Here is a 19,018-nt window from a genome sequence, read left to right as displayed (position 1 = left end):
ACCCCGCCGCCGCAACGGAGCAGCCCATGAGCGAGTCCACCACCGCCCCGACGAACCGGTCCGCCGCGCCGCCCCCGTCGGCCATCCGCTGGGAACAGGACCGCGCCGGGATCGTCACCCTCGTCCTCGACGACCCCCAGCACTCCGCCAACACCATGAACGCGGCGTTCCAGGCGTCCCTCACCCGGGTCGCGGACCGGCTGGAGGCCGAGCGCAGCAGCGTCCGGGGGGTCATCCTCACCTCCGCCAAGAAGACGTTCTTCGCGGGCGGCGATCTGCGGGAGCTGATCCGGGCCCGCCCCGAGGACGCCCGACGGGTGTTCGACGCGGGTCTGGCCGTCAAACGCGATCTGCGCCGCATCGAGACGCTGGGCGTCCCGGTCGTCGCCGCGCTGGGCGGTTCCGCGCTCGGCGGCGGGTTCGAGATCGCCCTCGCCTGCCACCACCGGATCGCGCTGGACGCCCCCGGCATCGAGATCGGCCTGCCCGAGGTGACCCTGGGACTGCTGCCGGGCGGCGGCGGGGTGACCCGTGCCGTCCGATTGCTCGGGGTCGCCGACGCCCTGCTCAAAGTGCTGCTCCAGGGCACCCGTCACCGTCCGCGACGGGCCCTGGAGGCGGGGCTCGTCCACGAGGTCGTGAACCGTCCGGAGGAACTGCTCGTCCGCGCCCGGGCGTTCGTCGAGGCGCACCCCGAGTCCCGTCAGCCCTGGGACGTCCCCGGCTACCGCATCCCCGGCGGCACCCCCGCCAACCCCAGGTTCGCCGCCAACTTGCCCGCCTTTCCCGCCAACCTCAGGAAGCAGACGGGGGGCGCACCCTATCCGGCGCCGCGCAACATCCTGGCGGCCGCCGTCGAGGGCTCCCAGGTCGACTTCGCGACCGCCGAGGTGATCGAGGCCCGCTACTTCACCGAACTGGTGACGGGCCAGACCTCCAAGAACATGACCCAGGCGTTCTTCTTCGACCTCCAGAGCGTCAACTCCGGCGTCAACCGGCCCTCCGGCGTCCCGCCCCGCCGGGTGCGCCGGGTCGCCGTGCTGGGGGCGGGCGCCATGGGGGCGGGCATCGCCTACGAGTGCGCCCGCGCGGGCATCGACGTCGTCCTGCGGGACGTCACCCCCGAGGCCGCCGCCCGGGGCAAGGCGCACGCGGAACGCCTCTGCGCCAAGGCCGTCGACCGGGGCCGCGTCAGCCGGGAGAAGGCCGACGCCCTGCTCGCCCGGATCTCCCCCACCGCCGAGGTGGCGGCCCTCGAGGGCTGTGACGCCGTCATCGAGGCGGTGTACGAGGACGCCGCCCTCAAGCGACGGGTGTTCCAGGAGGTCGAACCCCTCCTCGCCCCGGACGCCCTGCTCTGCTCCAACACCTCCACCCTGCCCGTCACCGACCTCGCCCGGGGGACGGGCCGCCCCGCCGACTTCGTCGGGCTGCACTTCTTCTCCCCGGTCGACAAGATGCCGCTGGTGGAGATCGTCCGGGGCGAGCGGACCGGTCCCGAGGCCGTGGCGCGCGCCTTCGACCTGGCGCGGCAACTCCGCAAGACGCCCATCGTGGTCAACGACGGACGCGGCTTCTTCACCTCCCGGGTGATCGGACGGTTCCTCCACGAGGGGGTGGCGATGGTCGGCGAGGGCGTCGAGCCCGCCTCCGTCGAACAGGCCGCCGCCCAGGCCGGCTACCCGGCGAAGGTGCTGGCCCTGATGGACGAACTGACGCTGACCCTGGCCCGCCGCATCCGCGACGAGTCCCGGCGGGCCGTGGAGGAGGCCGGGGGAGTCTGGGAGCCGCACCCGGGGGAGGCGGTCGTCGACCGCGTGGTGGAGGAGTTCGGCCGCACCGGGCGGCCGGACGGCGCGGGTTTCTACGACTACGCCGACGGCGCCCGGGCCGCTCTGTGGCCCGGGCTGCGCACCCACTTCGCCCGCCCCGACGTCCGGGTGCCGTTCCGGGACCTCCAGGAGCGGCTGCTGTTCTCCGAGACGCTGGAGTCGGTCCGGCTGTTCGACGAGGGCGTGCTGACCTCGGTGGCCGACGCCAACATCGGCTCCCTGTTCGGCATCGGGTTCCCCGGCTGGACCGGCGGGGTGCTCCAGTACGCCAACGGGTACGAGGGCGGACTGCCCGGGTTCGTGGCCCGCTCCCGCGAACTCGCCGACCGCTACGGCGAACGGTTCGCCCCGCCCGCCTCCCTGGTGGCCCGGGCCGAACGGGGCGAGCCGTTCCACGACCGCTGAGCGGCCCCCCGCGCCACCGGCCCGGCCGACCTACCGACTGGTCAACCGGTCAATCCGGTTGACCGGAGGCGGGGGAGCCTGAGGTGATGACGGACACGATCACGCGGGCGCGTCCGGCCCGGCGGGGCGTGGGAGCCCGTCGGAGGCCCCCGCGTCCCGTCCGGTCGGGGCCGCCCGCCACCGAGCCGTCACCGGGAAGGCACCCGCGCATGAGCACCCCGCCCGCACACCCACCGGCCGCCGCACCCCCACCAGGACCGGCCGCCGCACCCCCACCGGCGACGGTCTCCGCACCCCCACCGGCGACGGCGGCGGCGCGGACACCTGACCCCTCCGGGCCGCCGTCCGTCCGGATCGGCGCCCTCGTCCCGCTGACCCGGCCCGGCTGGGTCGAGGCGGGCCGTCAGCTGCTCGCCGGGCTGGAGCTGGCCGCCCACGAGGTCAACGCCGCCGGGGGGATCGACGGCCGGCCGCTCGACCTGGTGGTCCGGGACACCGCGGCCGACCCCCGGCGGGCCGTGGCCGCCGTGGACGAACTCGCCGGGCTGGGCGTGGCGGCTCTGGCGGGGGAGTACCACAGCGTCGTCGCCCGCGCGGTCGCCACCCGGGCCGACGCCCTCGGGGTGCCGTTCCTCTGTTCCTCGGCGGTGCTCGACGAACTCACCGAGGGCCCGGCGGACGGGGTCGCCCGGCTCGCCCCGGCACAGTCCCACGGCTGGACGGCCTACGCGGACTTCCTCCTCGGCGCGGGCCGTGAACGCGTCGCCGTGGCGGCCCAGTCGAACGTCTACTGGACGTCGGGAACCCGCGTCCTGCGCGAGCGCCTCACCTCGCGCGGCGGCACCCTCGTCGGACTCGACGCGGACGCGCTCGCCCCGGCGGACCTGTGCGACGCGCTGGTCCACCACCGTGCGACGGCCCTCCTGCTGCTGACCGGCCAGCCGGACCCGGTGGCGGCGATCGTCGGGGCCGTCCGCCGTGACCGGCGGCTCGCGGGACTCCTGCTCGGCGCCCCGGCCGGGCAGCCCGAGTTCGCCGACTGGGCGGCGGCGCTGGGCGCCGACGGCGCGGGCGTCCCGTTCCTGAGTTATCTGCCCGAGCGCCCCGGTCCCCTCGGCGTCCGGGTGGCACGGGACCTGCGCCGACGGCTCGGCGGAGCACCCTCCTTCGTCGCCTTCGAGGGGTACGACACGATCGCCGTGCTCGCGGCGGTCCTGCGCGACCACGGCACGGACCGGGCGGACATCGCCGCGGCCTGGCCGCACGTCGACGTCGAGGGCACCCGGGGACGCGTCCGGTTCTCCCGGACGCCGGGCTCCGGCGTGTGGCAGTGGACGTGGCCGCCGGTCCACGTCGTCGACCGCGATCCGGCCTCCCCGGGCCGCTTCCGGTTCCTCGGGCCGGACGGGGCCGCCGCCGGTCGGCCGTGACTCCCCTGACGGTCCCTCCGGTGACGGTGACGGCCACCGTGCGGTGACGGTGACGGTGTGACCGTGACCGCGCGGGTGACGGCGCCGGGCAGGGTGCGGGACGACGGCGCGCGTCACCGTTCCGGGTGATTCGTCCCGGGGTGCCGCGTGCCGTCCGGACCGGTCGGCAACGGGTGCCGCGCCCCCGCGTCCGGGGCGCGGCACCCTCTTCGACGATGACGCGACGAACAAGGAAAGCCCTGGTGAGGGCGGCGTGTTGGAGTCGTGAAGAGAGGGTGCGCCCTTCGTGGAGCGGAGGTGCGCGAGCGAGGGCGCCCCCCGTCCTCCGCCCTGACGGCCCATCGGACGCGGGCGGCCAAATGAACCTCCCCGACAGTATCTTCCTCATACTGGACATATGTCACTTGATGTTCAGCGTGCTCCTGCCTCCCGTGTTCCCCAACCGCCCCCGCCCGGCGGCATCCTCTGGCAGGACACGGGCGACATCCGCACCCTCCTCACCCTCGGTCCGGCCTTCGTCCTCCAGGTGAGCCACCCCGCCGTGGGGGCGGGGGTGGACGACCACTCCACGTTCCGCACCGACCCCTGGGGACGCGGCGTACGGTCCATGCGGTCGGTGCTGCTGTGGGTCTACGGCGAGGACCGGGCCGTCGAGGAGGGCCGTCGGCTGCGCGCGCTGCACCGCACCATCACCGGCACCGACGCCCACGGCCGCCGCTACCACGCGCTGGCCGCCAGCACCTACGCCTGGGTGCACGCCACCGGCTTCCCGGTGACCCGCTACGCCCGCCGCTACCTCTGGTCACGGCCCTACACCGAGGCCGAGGAGCGGGAGTTCTTCGCGGAGTGGCGCCGGGTCGGGCAGATCCTCGGCATCCACGACCGGGACCTCCCGGAGACCGTCGAGGAGTTCTGGCCCTACTACCACCAGACCCTCAAGGAGATCGAACTCACCAGGGTCACCCGTGAGTTGCTGGACCCCCGGCTGCCGCTGCCCGTCCTCGACGTGGGACCCCGGGCGCTGCGGATCCCGGCGCGCTGGCTGTGGCCCGTGCTGCGGCCCGGCTTCCTCCGGCTGCGCCGCTTCCTGTCGATCGGGCTGCTGCCGCCGGAGGCCCGCGCGGCGCTCGGACTGCCGTGGACCCCCGCCCAGGAACGGCGGTTGCGGCGGGTGTGCCGGGTCGTCGCCGCGGTCGTCCCCCGGCTCCCGCACCGGATGCGCTACTTCCCCGAGGCCCACGCCGCCCGCCGCCGCCACGGCCTCGGCTGACCCTCGCGGCCACGGCCTCGACCGGCATCGACCGGCCTCGGCCGACGGCCACCGCCTCGCCAGCCCGCCGTTACCGTGCCCGCCCGCATCCATGCGCCCACGCGGGGAGCGGCAACGGTGCCCGGGCGGAGGGGTGACGGCGATCCGGAGGGACGACGGCCCACGGCCCACGGCCCTGACCGCGCGGGCCGGTGCGCGCGGCGGGCCGGTGGGCCCGGGGCGCCGTCGCGCCACGGCCCGAAGGGCGCTCTACCCCGCGCGGGTCCAGCGCAGTACCGTCCGCGCATGCCGAAGCCCGAGCGCCCCTCCGGTCGTCCCCGCCCCACGCCCGTCGGGCGCGGCCCCTTCCACGCCCGGCGGCGCGGCTCCCGTCCCGGCCTCCTCTCCCCGCTCGCCTCCCTCGCGGCCGTCGCCGCCCTCGCGGTCCCGTCGCTCCCCGCCCCGGCCGCCGCCCGGACGGCCCCGCCCCCGCCGCGCACCGGATTCGAGGAGTCCAGGGGCGCCCGCTGGACCACCGAGGGTGAGGAGCGCGACTTCCTCGCCGCCGTGGACCGCCGCTCCCCCCGGGTGACGGTCTCCCGGATCGGGACCACCGCCCGCCAGCGCCCCCTCGACCTGGTCCGGGTGGGCGGCCCGCGCCCCACCGCGCACACCCTCCTGCTGGTGTGCGGTCAGCACGGTGACGAACCCGCCGGACGCGAGGCGTGCCTGAGCACCGTCCGGGACCTGGGCCTCGCCCGCGACCGGCGCACCCGGGACCTCCTCTCCCGCACCACCGTCCTCGTCGTCCCCAACGCCAACCCCGACGGCCGCGCCGCCGGCACCCGGGGCAACGCCGACGGCGTCGACGTCAACCGGGACCACCTCGCCCTGCGCACCGCCGAGGCCCGCGCCCTCGCCGCGGTCCTGCGCGACCACCGGCCCGACGTCGTCCACGACCTGCACGAGTACCGGGCAGACCCCGGCTCCTACGACCGGGACCTGTTCGACCTCTGGCCCCGCAACCTCAACACCGCGGCGCCGGTCCACGCCGAGGCCCGGCGGCTCTCCGCCGACTACCTCCGCCCGGCCGCCGCCCGCGCCGGACACACCACCGGCACCTACGGCATCTGGACGGACCCGGTGACCGGTGAGCTCCGTCAGGTCGCGGGCGACGGCCAGGAACGCATCCTGCGCAACACCGCCGGGATCAAACACGCCGTCGGCCTGCTCATCGAGAGCCGGATCGACCCCGGCACCGACGAGGAACGCGCCGATCCCGCCCGCAACCACCGCCGCCGGGTCTCCTCCCAGCTCATCGCGCTCGACGGGCTCTACCGCTTCGCCGTCGAACGCCGTGAGCGCGTCGAGGCCGCGACCGGCGCCGCCCGCGCGGCGGGCCATCGCGACCGGGGGCCCGTCCACCTCGGCGGCGCCGACAACGACCCCGCCGAACCGTCCGAGGTCCTCGACCCGCCGCCCTGCGGCTACCGCCTCACCGCCGCCCAGTACGCCGCGTCCGGCGACGTCCTCGCCCTGCACGGGGTCCGGGCCCGGCGGACCCCCGACGGCGGAGCGGTGGTGCCCACCCGCCAGTCGGCCCGCGCCCTCGTCCCCCTGCTCCTCGACCACCGCGCCCGCCACGGACTGACCGCCGCGGAACCGCTGACCGACTGCCCGAACCGCTGACGGGGCCGCCGGGCCATTCCGAGCGCCCACCGGAGCAACGGCCCGCGCTCGCCCCTCCACAAGGGCGGCCGTGCCCGCCCCCGTCCAACTCCGTCACCCCGGGTAAGCCCTCGACCATGCGTACGCCCCGGCGCGCCCGGGAGCCGTCCGCCACCCCGGACGCCTCCCGCGCCGGTGACGCGCCCCGGCCCCGCACCGGACGCCCGTCCGCCGCCACCGGCCCGGCGCGAGGGCCGAGGTCGCCCACGACACGGGCGTCCCCGCGCCGGACTCCGTCCCGCCCGGCGGCGGCCCGACCGCCCCCGGCGACCGCCCTCCGCGCCCGGTCCGGCACCCCGGCCCGGCCCCGCCCGCGCACCGCGCCCGCGCGCCGGGGCGCGCGGGCGCGGTGCGGCCTCGTCCACGGACCCGGTCCGGCTGGGGATACTGCGGGACATGTCTGCCGCGTACGCGACCTTCGGCCTGGCACCCGCCGTCCGGGCGGGTGGGGTCCTCGCCAACGGCGAGCTCCAGGCACACCGGGACTTCGTGGACTTCGTCGTCGACGGACGCCCGCTGCTCCACCGCCTCACCGACCTCGACGCCGTCTCCCCACTGGCCTCGGACGTCCCGCCCGCGATCCTCACCGCCCAGGTCCGCGCGCTGCTGCTGGAGGCCCCGGCGCCCCTGCCCGGCGGCCGTCACGTCATCTACGGCTGCCCCGAGTGCGAGGACATCGGCTGCGGCGCCGTCACCGCCGTGATCGAACAGGACCCCGGCGGTTCCGGGGACGTGGTGTGGCGGGACTTCGCCTGGCAGACCGCCCCGCACCCGGACCTCGCGTTCGGCGGCTACCCCGGGGTGGGCCCCTTCCGCTTCCGGGGCGACGGGTACCGCGCCGCCCTGCGCGCCCTGCTCGCCGCCCCCACCGGCCCCGCGCGCCGCCGGGTCCTCCTGATCGGGGACCGGGTCGCCGTCCTCGCCCGGCTCGCCGCGGCACTGCGCACCATCGGCATCGGCGCCGAGATCACCCGGGACGCCGCCCGGGTGCCCGCCGACGAGCTGCGCACCTACGACGCGGTCGCCTTCGGCGCCTCCGTGCCCACCGCCGAACGCACCCTGGTCCGGGCCGCGTTCGACCACGCGGGCGTCCGGATCCCCTGCGTGGACGGCCTGGCCCCGATCGTCCCGCTGCTCGTCGCCCAGGTGGAACACGCCCTCGACGCCGCCCGGGCGGGCCGCCGCAGACTCACCGACCTGGTGACCACCCGGGGCGACGCGGGCGTGGACGTCACCTCTACCTGCCGGGTCCGGCTGCTCGCCTACCGGCTCGACCGGCTGCGCCGCACCCGCACCCACGAGGTGTTCGACGGGGTCCTCGGCCCCGGGCACCACCGGATTCCGCTTGACGGCGGAGTGCGCCGCGGCCGATCCTTCCTGGTGGCACGCACCACGGACAGCGTGCTGGTCGCGCCCTCCGCGCGATGAGGTCCGCGCGGCCCGGCCCCTCCCGGCCCCGCCGCGCCGACCGTCCCGCACCACCACGACCAGCAGGGGGTACCCGCCGATGCGCCGGTGACCGTCAGGAACCGTCGTCCCCCGACGGCAGCCCGGCGAGCCCGGCCCAGGCACCCCCGCGCCCACGCGCGGCACCGCGCCCGGGGCGGGACACCACCGTCGGACGCCGTCCTCACCCTCACCCGGATCGGACCGTCATGACCGCCACCCTCGTCGCCAAGGACCTCACCGCGGGCCACGGCGACCGCTCCCTGTTCTCCGGACTCGACCTGGTCGTCGCCCCCGGCGACGTCATCGGGCTCGTCGGCGCCAACGGCGCCGGGAAGTCGACCCTGCTGCGACTGCTCGCCGGACTCGACACCCCCGAACAGGGCGCCCTCCGCCTCTCCCCGCCGCACGCCACCGTCGGCCACCTCCCCCAGGAACCCGACCGCCGCCCCGGCGAGACGGTCCGCGCCTTCCTCGCCCGCCGCACCGGGGTGGCCGAGGCCCAGCGGGCCATGGACGCCGCCACCCAGGGGCTGGTGGACGGCGCCCCGGGCGCCGACGACGCCTACGCGGTCAGCCTGGAGCGCTGGCTCTCCCTCGGCGGCGCCGACCTCGACGAACGCGCCGAGGAGACGGCCGCCTCCCTCGGCCTCGGCATCGGCCTGGACCAGCCGATGACCACCCTGTCCGGCGGCCAGGCCGCCCGCGCCGGGCTCGCCTCCCTGCTGCTCTCCCGCTACGACGTGTTCCTCCTGGACGAACCCACCAACGACCTCGACCTCGACGGCCTCGACCGGCTGGAACGCTTCGTCTCCGGACTGCGCGCGGGCACCGTCGTCGTCAGCCACGACCGCGAGTTCCTGACCCGGACCGTCACCAAGGTCCTCGAACTCGACCTCGCCCAGCAGCAGATCAACCTCTACGGCGGCGGCTACGCGGCCTACCTGGAGGAGCGCGAGACCGCCCGGCGGCACGCCCGCGCCGCCTACGAGGAGTACGAGGACCGCAAGACGTCCCTGGAGGCCCGGGCCCGCGTCCAGCGCGGCTGGATGGAGAAGGGCGTCAAGAACGCGCTCCGCAAGGCCCCCGACAACGACAAGATCGGGCGCAAGGCACGGGCCGAATCCAGCGAGAAGCAGGCCGCCAAGGCCCGGCAGACCGACCGGCTCATCGAACGCCTGGAGAAGGTCGAGGAGCCCCGCAAGGAGTGGGAGCTGCGGATGGAGATCGCCGTGGCGCCCCGCTCCGGCGCCGTCGTCGCCACCCTGCGCGACGCCGAGGTGCGACGCGGCGACTTCCGGTTCGGACCGGTGAACCTCCAGATCGACTGGGCGGACCGGGTCGCCGTCACCGGCCCCAACGGCTCCGGGAAGTCGACCCTGCTCGCCGCCCTCCTCGGCAGGCTCCCCCTGGACGCGGGACACTCCGCGCTCGGCCCCGGGGTCGTCGTCGGCGAGGTCGACCAGGCACGGGCCCTGTTCCACGGGACGCTCCCGCTGCTCGACGCGTTCCGCGCGGCCGTCCCCGACGTCGAACCCGCCGAGGTGCGCACGCTGCTCGCCAAGTTCGGGCTCAAGGCCGACCACGTGCTGCGCCCCGCCGCCACCCTCTCGCCCGGCGAGCGGACCCGCGCGGCCCTCGCCCTGCTCCAGGGCCGGGGCGTCAACCTGCTGGTCCTGGACGAGCCGACCAACCACCTCGACCTGCCCGCCATCGAACAGCTGGAGTCCGCCCTCAGCGGCTACCAGGGCACCCTGCTGCTGGTCACCCACGACCGCCGGATGCTGGACGCCGTCCACACCACCCGGCGGCTCTCGGTCGCCGACGGCCGCGTCAGCGAGAGCTGACCCCGGGCGCACCCCGGACCCCGGCACCGTCCCCGCCGTTGCCCCGGCGGCCGCCCCCGGCCGTCCCGGTGGCGGCCCTACGGCCGCACCGCCCGCTGTGGGCGGTGCGGCCCGGCCGCGCTCCTCGCGCCGGAGGCGCGGGCGAGCCCAGCGGGCGCGAACGCCCCCACTGAGGGGAGCGGACCGGGCCCGCGCGTGACCGGCTAGCCGATGACGGTCGATTCGGCGGCGCCCCCGAGCGGACCGGGCCCGCGCGTGACCGGCGCCCGCGGCCGGGCCGTCCGTCATCGCCACCACGGCCGCGCCGTCCGCACCGGACGGCGCGGCCGACCGCGTACGGCGCGCCGTCAGCCGCCGATCCGCTCCGCCAGCTCGACGATGATCCCCTCCGGCCCCCGGACGTAACAGAGCCGGTAGACGTCCTCGTACCGCTCCACCTCCCCGACGCGTTCCACCCCGCGCTCCCGCAGCCCGCCGAGCACGGAGTCGAGGTCGTCGACGGAGAACGCCACATGGCGCAGACCCGGCGCGTTCGCCGGTTCGGCCCGGCGGTCCCGGCCGTCCACCGGGCTCTGGAAAGCGGCGAGTTCGATCCGCCCGTGGCCGTCCGGAGTCCGCAGCACCGCGATCCGCGCCCGGACCCCGTCCAGCCCCACGACCCGGTCCACCCACCGGCCCTCGACCGGTCCCTCGCCCTCCGGCTCCAGCCCGAGCGCCACGAAGAAGTCCGTCGCGGCGGCGAGGTCGTCGACGACGACGCCCACGTGCTCCATCCGCAGCACCGTCCCCCGGCCGCCGCCCGCGACCCCGGCGCCGGGGTTCCGTCCGGTGCCCGCCCCGGCCGCCTCGTCCGCCCCGACCATCTCGTCCGTCAGGCTCCCGTCCGGGGTGCCGTCCGCGCGGCTCCCGTTCCGGGACCCGTCGGCGGGGTCGGCGCGGCCGGGGCCGTCGGCCTCCCGCCCCGTCCGTCCGGCCATCGGTCCGTCCCTTCCTCGCCTTCCCGCAGGGCCCGGCGTCCCCGCGTCCCCGCGTTCGTTCCTCCCCCCCAGGGTCCCGCGCGACCGGCCCTCCGGCACCTCCGGACGCCGGGCCGCCGAGGGCCCGCCGATCACGGACGGTCCGGCCGGGCCGGTAACCTCCGCACGGGGCGGGCGCCCCGGCGGGACGAGACGAGGGAGACACGATGGGCGAGGGCCGGACGACGGGCCGCCGTGACGCGCTGCGCAACCGCGGACTGCTGACGGACACGGCCCGTGAGGTCTTCGCCGAACAGGGACTGGACGCCCCCCTCGACGAGATCGCCCGCCGGGCGGGCGTGGGCAACGCGACCCTCTACCGTCACTTCCCCACCCGCGCCGCCCTCGTCGACGAGGTCTTCCGGGACGGGCTCACGGAGACCATGGCGGCGGGGGAACGGGCCCGCGCCGCCGAGGACCCCTGGGCGGGGCTGACGGAGTACCTGGACGTGGTGTTCACGGGTCTGGCCGCCGACCGGGGCACCAACGACCTCATGACCACCAGCCTGGAGGGCGTCACCTCGCTGGAGGCGATCCACGCCCACCACCGCGTCACCGTCGGGGGGCTGCTGCGGCGCGGCCGTGAACAGGGCACCGTCCGGGCGGACCTCACCACCGAGGACCTGCTCCTGGCGCTGGCCGCGCTGGGCCGCACCGTCCCCGCGCTGACGACGGCCGCCCCGGACGCCTGGCGCCGCCCGCTCGCCCTCCTCCTCGACGGACTGCGCGCCCACCCGGCCGCGCCCCCGCTGCCCACCCCGGCCCTGACCCCCGCCCAGCTGGACGGAGTCCTGCTCGACCTGGGCGCCCACCGTCGCCGCTGAGCGGTCCGGACGGCCAGGAAACCCGGGGCACGTGTCTGGCCAGTGGCGCCGTGCCCCCGCGCGCCGTCTCCGGGGCGCCCGGGAACCCCGGCGGGTGCCAGGGGCGGCGGCGCGGACCGCCGCCCCCGGACCGTCTCAGCCCCCGCCGAGCCCCGCCCGTCGCAGCGCGTCCGCCATGGCGCTGTTGGCGGGCGGCGGCGCTTGCCGGGAGCCGCCGCGTCCCTGGCCGCCACCGCCACCGCCACTGCCGCGCCCCTGCCGGGGCTGGGGCGTCCGCTTGCCCCCGCCGCCCTGGCCGTCACCGTTCTGAGCACCGCGGCGGCCCTGGCCGCTCTGACCGGCGCGGCCGCGTCCGCCGCCCTGGCCGCCGTCCCGCGCGGCGGGCGCCGCCTCGTCGTCGATCCGCAGCGTCAGCGAGATCCGCTTGCGCGGCACGTCGACGTCCAGGACCTTCACCTTGACGATGTCACCGGGCTTCACCACGTCGCGGGGGTCCTTCACGAACGTCTTCGACATGGCCGACACATGGACCAGCCCGTCCTGGTGCACGCCGACGTCCACGAACGCCCCGAACGCCGCGACGTTGGTCACGACCCCTTCGAGGACCATCCCCGGCACCAGGTCGGCGAGCTTCTCCACGCCCTCCCGGAACGTCGCCGTCCGGAACGCCGGACGGGGGTCGCGCCCCGGCTTCTCCAGCTCCCGCAGGATGTCGTTGACCGTCGGCAGACCGAAGGTGTCGTCCACGAAGTCGGCGGCCCGCAGCGACCCCAGCGCGGCCCGGTCGCCGATCAGCGCCGTCACCTCCCCGCCGGTGGCCCGCGCCATCCGCCGGACCACCGGGTACGCCTCGGGGTGCACGCTGGAGGCGTCCAGCGGATCGCCGCCGCCCCGGATCCGCAGGAAGCCCGCGCACTGCTCGTACGCCTTGGGACCCAGCCGGGCCACGTCCTTCAGCGCCGTCCGGGCCCGGAACGGGCCGTTGGCGTCCCGGTGGGCCACGATGTTCTCCGCGAGGCCCGAGCTGATCCCCGACACCCGCGCCAGCAGCGGCGCCGACGCGGTGTTCACGTCCACTCCGACCCCGTTCACGCAGTCCTCGACGACCGCGTCCAGCGAGCGCGACAGCTTCGCCTCCGACAGGTCGTGCTGGTACTGGCCCACCCCGATGGACTTGGGGTCGATCTTCACCAGCTCGGCCAGCGGGTCCTGGAGCCGCCGGGCGATGGAGACCGCGCCGCGCAGCGACACGTCCATCTCCGGAAGCTCCTGGGAGGCGAACGCCGACGCCGAGTACACCGAGGCGCCCGCCTCGGAGACCATCACCTTGGTCAGCCCCAGCTCCGGATGACGGGTGATCAGATCGGCGGCCAGCCGGTCCGTCTCCCGGGAGGCGGTGCCGTTGCCGATGGCGACCAGCTCCACCCCGTGCTCCCGGGCCAGCCGCGCCAGGGTGGCCAGCGAGGCGTCCCACTGGTTGCGCGGCACGTGCGGGTGGATCACGTCCGTCGCGACGACCTTGCCGGTGGCGTCGACCACGGCGACCTTCACCCCGGTGCGGAACCCCGGGTCCAGCCCCAGCGTCGCCCGGGTGCCCGCCGGGGCCGCCAGCAGCAGGTCCCGCAGGTTCGCCGCGAACACCCGGACCGCCTCGTCCTCGGCGGCCGTCCGCAGCCGCAGCCGCAGATCGATCCCGAGGTGCACCAGGACCCGGGTCCGCCACGCCCAGCGGACCGTGTCCGCCAGCCACCGGTCCGCCGGACGCCCCCGGTCCGCGATCCCGAACCGCCCGGCGATGCTCCGCTCGTAGGAGGTGGGCACCGGGGCGGCGGACGGGGCCGGGGCGTCACCGGGGGCCTCCGGCTCCAGGGTGAGGTCCAGCACCTCCTCCTTCTCGCCGCGCAGCATCGCCAGCACCCGGTGCGAGGGCAGCTCGGTGAACGGCTCGGCGAAGTCGAAGTAGTCCGCGAACTTGGCGCCCGCCTCCTCCTTGCCGTCCCGCACCCGCGCCGCGACGCGCCCCCGGGTCCACATGCGTTCCCGCAGCTCGCCGATGAGGTCCGCGTCCTCGGAGAAGCGCTCGGTGAGGATCGCGCGGGCGCCGTCCAGGGCGGCCTGCGGATCGGCCACGCCCTTGTCGGCGGAGACGAACGCGGCGGCGGCCGTCAGCGGCTCCACCGAGGGGTCGCCGAGCAGCCCCTCCGCCAGCGGCTCCAGCCCCGCCTCGCGGGCGATCTGCGCCTTGGTGCGCCGCTTGGGCTTGAACGGCAGGTAGACGTCCTCCAGCCGGGCCTTGGTGTCGGCGGACCGGATGGCCGCCTCCACCGCCTCCGTCAGCTTGCCCTGCTCGCGCACCGATTCGAGGACCGTGGCCCGTCGCTCCTCCAGTTCCCGCAGATAGCGCAGCCGCTCCTCCAGCGCGCGCAGCTGCGCGTCGTCGAGGGACTCGGTCGCCTCCTTGCGGTAGCGGGCGACGAACGGCACGGTCGAACCGCCGTCGAGCAGTTCCACCGCGGCCCGCACCTGCCGCTCCCGCACGCCGAGCTCCTCGGCGATCCTGCCTTCGATGGACGCTGTGAGGGGTGTCGTCACGATCCCGTACCGCCTTCTCCACTGAGGGTTGCGCGGCAATTGTGGCAGGTGACGGTGACAACGGGCCCCACGACCACGACCTCGGCCGCCCCGGCCGGCGCCCTCGGCCGCTCCCGGCCCGTGGACACGCCGTCCCCGGCCCGTGGCCACCCGCCCGACGGGGAACGGCCGGGCGGCGGAGGACGGCCCGCCCGGGCGCCCGGGCCCGCTCCGGACCCACGGCCCCGGCCACGCGCGGGGAGCCGGTGGGCGAGGGCCGGGGGTCAGCCCTTGCCGAACGCCTCGGCGGGGAACGCGCCCGCCGCCAGCGCGGTGCGGGTGAAACCGCCCGCCAGCTCGGTCAGCCGGGCCGTTCCGGCCGCGCCGAGCAGCTCGTAGGGGGCGAGGTCCAGCCGGTCCGTGCGCTCCTCCAGCTCCGCGCGCAGCGCCCGCCCCCGGTCCGTCAGCTCGCCGTCGGCCGCGAGCAGCCCCCGCGCGCGCAGCCGTTCGACGGCGGCCTTCCAGTCGGTGTCCTCCCAGCCGCGCGTGGTGGTGTTCCAGCGCGGGGTCATGCCCTTGCCGGTCGCGGTGTGGCTGACCATCGCCTCCACCGGGTCCAGTCCGAGGTCGAGGAGGACGGCGAGGTGCCCGTCGCCCCGGTGCTCGCGCAGCACCGTCGCCGCGTGCCAGAGCGCCAGGTGCGGGGCGTCGGGCACGGGCAGCGCGGCGTGGGCCGCCGCCAGCGCCCGGCCGTGCGGCGCGCAGCCCTCGGCGGCGCGCAGCGCCAGCCCGGCGGCCTCGGCCATCTCCGGGGAGGCGACCGTCCCGTCGCCGAGCAGCCGCCGCAGCGCCCCGTCCGCCGCGCGCAGCCGGGCTGCGAGCACCGCCTCCGGGGCGGCCGCGCGCCAGGCGGCGGGCAGGTGGGCGGCGACGAGGGCCGGACTGAAGACGTAGAACGCCGCCGTCACGGTGGCCGAGCCGACCTCGCCCAGGGCCGCCGAGCGCATCGCGAAGTAACCGGCGGACCAGCCGTCGAGACCCAGCGCCGTCATCTCGGCACCGGCCTCGGGGGAGAAGTAGTGGGCCGCGTGGAGGGGATTGAGGACCTGGTTGCACCGGCGTCCGGCGCGCTCGGGAAGGGAACCCATGGCGTCACGCTACTGACCGGTCGTCACGGAGGGAAGGCCCGTCCGCCGCCGAGGCCGGGACGGCGCGGGGAGGGCCGGACGATGGCGGGATAGGTGGGACACCCGTCATTGCGGCCATCGGGTCCGTCCGTCGAAGATCGATGGCATGCCACAGCGAACCGTCCTCGTGCTCCTCTTCGACGGGGTGCAGAGCCTCGACGTCACCGGGCCGACCGAAGTCTTCAACGGCGCGGGACACGCCCTGGGCGACCCCGACCGGGGTTATGTGGTCCGCACCGCCTCCCTGGACGGACGTCCCGTGCGGACGACCAGCGGACTGACCCTCCTCCCGGACAGCGACCTCGCCGGAGCGCCGGTCCCGCACACCCTGGTCGTCCCGGGCGGCGCCGGTGCCCGGGACGAGGACGCGCCGCTGATCGACTGGCTGCGCGAGCACGGGCACCAGGCCGAACGGCTGGTGTCGGTCTGCACGGGCGCCGCCCTGCTGGCCCGCGCCGGACTCCTCGACGGCCGCCGGGCGACCACCCACTGGGCCTACAGCGACACCCTGGCCCGCGAGCACCCGGAGATCCGGGTGGACCCGGACCCCATCTTCGTCCGGGACGGCAACGTGGCCACCTCGGCGGGCGTCACCGCGGGCATCGACCTCGCGCTGTCCCTGGTCGAGGAGGACCACGGCCACGAGGTCTCCCTCACCGTCGCCCGCTATCTGGTGGTCTTCCTGCGCCGCCCCGGGAACCAGGCCCAGTTCAGCGCCCAGCTCGCCGCCCAGACCGCGAGCCGGTCCCCGTTGCGGGAGGTGCAGAGCTGGATCGCCGAACACCCCGGCGCGGACCTGTCCGTGGAGAAGCTCGCCGCCCGGGCCTCGCTCTCCCCCCGCCACTTCGCCCGGACCTTCCGCGCCGAGACCGGCACCACCCCCGGCCGCTACGTGGAGCGGGTCCGCGTCGAGTACGCCCGCCGACTGCTGGAGGACACCAGCGACGGCGTCGAGCAGATATCCCGCAGTTGCGGTTACCACACCCCCGAGGCGATGCGCCGCGCCTTCGTCCGCACCCTGGGCGCGCCGCCCGCGGACTACCGCCGCCGCTTCCGGTCCGTACCCGTGTGACGGCCGCCGGTCATCCGGCCGGCCGGTCGCCGCCCGACGCACACCAACGAGAGAGACCCGCCATGCAGATAGCCATCGTCCTGTTCGAGGGCTTCACCACGCTGGACGTCGTGGGCCCCTACGAGATGCTCCAGCACCTCCCCGGCGCCGAACCCGTCTTCGTCGCCGCCGACCGGACCCCGCTCCTCAACGACAGCCGGGGGCTGGCCCTCACCCCCGACCGGACCTTCGGGGAGGTGACCCGCCCGGACATCGTGGTGGTGCCCGGCGGCCCGGAGGTCAAGCCCCAGACCGAGGACCCGGTGCTGCTGGAGTGGCTGCGCGCCGTCGACGCCCACACCACCTGGACCACCTCGGTGTGCAACGGTTCGCTGATCCTCGCCGCGGCGGGGCTGCTCACCGGGCGCCGTGCCACCACCCACTGGCTGTCGCGGGAGGAACTGGGTGCCCTGGGCGCCGAGCCGGTCCCCGAGCGGGTGGTGTTCGACGGCAAGTACGTGACGGCGGCGGGGGTCTCCTCGGGGATCGACATGGGGCTGACCCTGGCGGGCCGGATCGCGGGCGACCGGGTGGCGCAGACGATCCAGCTGCTCCTGGAGTACGACCCCCAGCCGCCCTATGACGCGGGCTCTCCGGAGAAGGCCCCGGCCGACCTGGTGGCCGAGTGGCGGGAGCGGGCCGCACAGACCGCCTGACGGCCGCGCGTCCGTCAGGCGGCCACGACCGCCGGACGGCCGCGCGCCGTCGGGCCGCCCGGAGCCGACCGGGTACCGGGGGGAATCCGGTCGGCTCCGGGCCGACGGGCCCGGCGCCGTCCCGCACGATGCCGAGGGGGTTCAGTCGGCGGGATGCGGCGGCCAGGGGAAGCGGGGCGCCCGGTGTTCGAGGAACGCGGCGACGCCCTCGGCGGTCTCCCCGGTGCCCCGGGCCAGCGCCGCCCAGTGCTCGGCCCGGTCCACCCGGCCCGCCGTGAAGTCCTTGGCCGCGGCCTGGGTGAGCTGGGAGCGCGTGGTGAGCAGCCGGGTGAACTCCGCGACCCGCTCGTCCAGCTCCTCCGCCGCCAGCACCTCGTCCACCAGTCCGGTGCGCAGCGCCCGGGCCGAGTCGATCAGCTCGCCCGAGAACAGCAGGTACTTCGCCGTCGCCGGGCCGACCAGGGTGGCCAGCCGCCGGGTGGACGACTCCGGGTAGACGATGCCCAGGTTCGCGGGCGTCACCCCGAACAGCGCCTCCTCGTCGGCGAACCGCAGATCGCAGGCGACGGCCAGCTGGCAGCCGCCGCCGACGCAGTGCCCCCGCACCACGGCCAGCGTCGGCTTGGGGAACGCGGCGAGGGCTTCCTCGGCCCGCACCGCCAGTTCCTGGGCGGCCTCCGCGGTGCCGGGCGGTCCGCTCAGCGTGGAGATGTCCGCTCCCGCGCAGAACGTCCCGCCCGCTCCGGTCAGCACCAACGCCCGGACGGCGGGGTCCGCGCCCAGCTCGTCGAGGATGGGCGGCAGGGACCGCCACATCTCCTCGGTCATCGCGTTGCGCTTCGCCGGATGGCAGATGACGATCGTGGCGACCCCGTCGGTCACGCCGTAAGGCAACTGAGGCTCCATGCGCCGGATGCTATCCGGACGGGGCGAACGTACGATCATCAGTGGGGGTCGCACGGCCGTGGGAGGCGCCCCATGAGTACGCCCCGTACCGAGGTCAGGAAGCTGCGGCGGGGATTCACGGGCCTGGTGGTTCTCGGTGTGCTGCTCGTCGTCGCCGGGGTCGTCGGCCTGGTGTACGTCGGGGTGGCCACGCTCACCACCATGCTGCTGTTCGGCTGGCTGCTGCTGATCGGCGGGGTCATCGGGCTGGTGCACGCGGTCCAGTCCCGCCACGAGAACTACTTCTGGCCCGCCGTGCTCATCGCCGCGCTGTACCTGGCGGCCGGGATCGTGATCCTGCGCAGACCCGAGGTGGCGGCGGCGACGCTCACCATGTTCGCCGCCCTGCTGTTCCTGGCGGGCGGCCTGTTCCGGCTGGTCGGGGCGCTGGTGGCGCGGGGGCCCCAGTTCGGCTGGGCGCTGGTGCAGGGCGCGCTGGGCGTGCTCCTGGGCGTCCTGGTCCTGGCGGGCTGGCCCAGCAGCAGCGTCTACGTCATCGGGTGCTTCTTCTCGCTGGCCCTGCTCTTCGACGGCCTGGGACTGATCGCCACCGGCCTCGGCGGACGGCAGATCGTCGGTCTCGTCACGGACAGCCTGGCCCCTGAGGGGGAGCCGGACGCCGACCCCGGTCCACCCCCTTCGCGTACAACCTGACGAGCGTCTCGAACGCGGCAAATCGGGTCATGCGTGGTCACTCCCACTTAGCTGGCCAAGCGGGTTCGGTCACAACGCGTCGATAGATGCTGACTTCTGGTCAGGTTGCCGGGGCGG

General features: G+C 76.0%; 14 protein-coding genes. 10 read left to right on the top strand and 4 right to left on the bottom strand.

Going from position 1 to position 19,018, the window contains the following annotated elements; all coding sequences use genetic code 11:
- Positions 1–26: 26 nt before the first annotated feature.
- From ACVWNX_RS04615 to ACVWNX_RS04590, 6 genes are all read left to right on the top strand, one after another.
- On the top strand, positions 27–2,237 hold the full coding sequence (locus ACVWNX_RS04615) for a 3-hydroxyacyl-CoA dehydrogenase NAD-binding domain-containing protein (protein ID WP_454412576.1): 2,211 nt from the start codon (positions 27–29) through the stop codon (positions 2,235–2,237).
- A gap of 209 nt (positions 2,238–2,446) precedes the next feature.
- Complete coding sequence (locus tag ACVWNX_RS04610) at positions 2,447–3,667, top strand: ABC transporter substrate-binding protein (RefSeq protein ID WP_454412575.1); 1,221 nt, start codon at positions 2,447–2,449, stop codon at positions 3,665–3,667.
- A gap of 397 nt (positions 3,668–4,064) precedes the next feature.
- The gene (locus ACVWNX_RS04605) at positions 4,065–4,937 is read left to right on the top strand and encodes an oxygenase MpaB family protein (RefSeq protein WP_454412574.1); all 873 of its coding nucleotides are present in this window, start codon (positions 4,065–4,067) and stop codon (positions 4,935–4,937) included.
- 285 nt (positions 4,938–5,222) lie between these two features.
- Complete coding sequence (locus ACVWNX_RS04600; RefSeq protein WP_454412573.1) at positions 5,223–6,605, top strand: M14 family metallopeptidase; 1,383 nt, start codon at positions 5,223–5,225, stop codon at positions 6,603–6,605.
- Between the two features lie 435 nt (positions 6,606–7,040).
- The gene (locus ACVWNX_RS04595) at positions 7,041–8,072 is read left to right on the top strand and encodes an oxidoreductase (RefSeq protein ID WP_454412572.1); all 1,032 of its coding nucleotides are present in this window, start codon (positions 7,041–7,043) and stop codon (positions 8,070–8,072) included.
- Between the two features lie 227 nt (positions 8,073–8,299).
- Positions 8,300–9,937, top strand: coding sequence for an ABC-F family ATP-binding cassette domain-containing protein (locus ACVWNX_RS04590; protein WP_454412571.1), 1,638 nt, complete (start codon positions 8,300–8,302; stop codon positions 9,935–9,937).
- A 347-nt stretch (positions 9,938–10,284) separates the two neighbouring features.
- Here ACVWNX_RS04590 and ACVWNX_RS04585 read toward each other — a convergent pair whose 3' ends face one another.
- A complete protein-coding gene (locus ACVWNX_RS04585; protein WP_454412570.1) occupies positions 10,285–10,914 on the bottom strand; it encodes a VOC family protein in 630 nt (209 codons plus the stop codon).
- 206 nt (positions 10,915–11,120) lie between these two features.
- On the opposite strand from ACVWNX_RS04585, the gene ACVWNX_RS04580 reads away from it, so the two are divergent.
- On the top strand, positions 11,121–11,777 hold the full coding sequence (locus ACVWNX_RS04580) for a TetR/AcrR family transcriptional regulator (RefSeq protein ID WP_454412569.1): 657 nt from the start codon (positions 11,121–11,123) through the stop codon (positions 11,775–11,777).
- A 135-nt stretch (positions 11,778–11,912) separates the two neighbouring features.
- On the opposite strand, the gene ACVWNX_RS04575 is transcribed toward ACVWNX_RS04580, so the two are convergent.
- Together ACVWNX_RS04575 and ACVWNX_RS04570 are read right to left on the bottom strand one after the other, a co-directional pair.
- A complete protein-coding gene (locus ACVWNX_RS04575; protein WP_454412568.1) occupies positions 11,913–14,369 on the bottom strand; it encodes a Tex family protein in 2,457 nt (818 codons plus the stop codon).
- Positions 14,370–14,632: 263 nt separating this feature from the next.
- The gene (locus tag ACVWNX_RS04570; RefSeq protein ID WP_454412567.1) at positions 14,633–15,496 is read right to left on the bottom strand and encodes an SCO6745 family protein; all 864 of its coding nucleotides are present in this window, start codon (positions 15,494–15,496) and stop codon (positions 14,633–14,635) included.
- A gap of 145 nt (positions 15,497–15,641) precedes the next feature.
- On the opposite strand from ACVWNX_RS04570, the gene ACVWNX_RS04565 reads away from it, so the two are divergent.
- Entirely contained in the window at positions 15,642–16,607 is a 966-nt protein-coding gene (locus tag ACVWNX_RS04565; protein WP_454412566.1) for a GlxA family transcriptional regulator, read from the top strand.
- A gap of 62 nt (positions 16,608–16,669) precedes the next feature.
- Positions 16,670–17,302 (top strand): DJ-1/PfpI family protein, encoded by a 633-nt coding sequence (locus tag ACVWNX_RS04560; protein ID WP_454412565.1) that lies wholly within the window; start codon positions 16,670–16,672, stop codon positions 17,300–17,302.
- A gap of 141 nt (positions 17,303–17,443) precedes the next feature.
- On the opposite strand, the gene ACVWNX_RS04555 is transcribed toward ACVWNX_RS04560, so the two are convergent.
- The gene (locus ACVWNX_RS04555; protein WP_454412564.1) at positions 17,444–18,208 is read right to left on the bottom strand and encodes an enoyl-CoA hydratase/isomerase family protein; all 765 of its coding nucleotides are present in this window, start codon (positions 18,206–18,208) and stop codon (positions 17,444–17,446) included.
- 72 nt (positions 18,209–18,280) lie between these two features.
- Here ACVWNX_RS04555 and ACVWNX_RS04550 point away from each other — a divergent pair, with 72 nt between their 5' ends.
- Entirely contained in the window at positions 18,281–18,901 is a 621-nt protein-coding gene (locus ACVWNX_RS04550) for an HdeD family acid-resistance protein (RefSeq protein ID WP_454412563.1), read from the top strand.
- Positions 18,902–19,018: the final 117 nt, after the last annotated feature.

Source organism: Streptomyces sp. JNUCC 64 (genome assembly GCF_054484115.1).
The sequence above is the reverse complement of the archived record's forward strand: the minus strand, read 5'-3'. Positions and strand labels throughout refer to the sequence as shown.

Excerpts from the sequence above, each read along its gene's own strand:
- ACVWNX_RS04605 (WP_454412574.1), top strand. The coding sequence starts at position 4,065 with ATGTCACTTGATGTTCAGCGTGCTCCTGCCTCCCGTGTTCCCCAACCG.
- ACVWNX_RS04600 (WP_454412573.1), top strand. The coding sequence starts at position 5,223 with ATGCCGAAGCCCGAGCGCCCCTCCGGTCGTCCCCGCCCCACGCCCGTC.
- ACVWNX_RS04610 (WP_454412575.1), top strand. The coding sequence starts at position 2,447 with ATGAGCACCCCGCCCGCACACCCACCGGCCGCCGCACCCCCACCAGGA.
- ACVWNX_RS04555 (WP_454412564.1), bottom strand. The coding sequence starts at position 18,208 with ATGGAGCCTCAGTTGCCTTACGGCGTGACCGACGGGGTCGCCACGATC.
- ACVWNX_RS04585 (WP_454412570.1), bottom strand. The coding sequence starts at position 10,914 with ATGGCCGGACGGACGGGGCGGGAGGCCGACGGCCCCGGCCGCGCCGAC.
- ACVWNX_RS04550 (WP_454412563.1), top strand. The coding sequence starts at position 18,281 with ATGAGTACGCCCCGTACCGAGGTCAGGAAGCTGCGGCGGGGATTCACG.
- ACVWNX_RS04570 (WP_454412567.1), bottom strand. The coding sequence starts at position 15,496 with ATGGGTTCCCTTCCCGAGCGCGCCGGACGCCGGTGCAACCAGGTCCTC.
- ACVWNX_RS04590 (WP_454412571.1), top strand. The coding sequence starts at position 8,300 with ATGACCGCCACCCTCGTCGCCAAGGACCTCACCGCGGGCCACGGCGAC.
- ACVWNX_RS04595 (WP_454412572.1), top strand. The coding sequence starts at position 7,041 with ATGTCTGCCGCGTACGCGACCTTCGGCCTGGCACCCGCCGTCCGGGCG.
- ACVWNX_RS04580 (WP_454412569.1), top strand. The coding sequence starts at position 11,121 with ATGGGCGAGGGCCGGACGACGGGCCGCCGTGACGCGCTGCGCAACCGC.
- ACVWNX_RS04615 (WP_454412576.1), top strand. The coding sequence starts at position 27 with ATGAGCGAGTCCACCACCGCCCCGACGAACCGGTCCGCCGCGCCGCCC.
- ACVWNX_RS04565 (WP_454412566.1), top strand. The coding sequence starts at position 15,642 with ATGCCACAGCGAACCGTCCTCGTGCTCCTCTTCGACGGGGTGCAGAGC.
- ACVWNX_RS04560 (WP_454412565.1), top strand. The coding sequence starts at position 16,670 with ATGCAGATAGCCATCGTCCTGTTCGAGGGCTTCACCACGCTGGACGTC.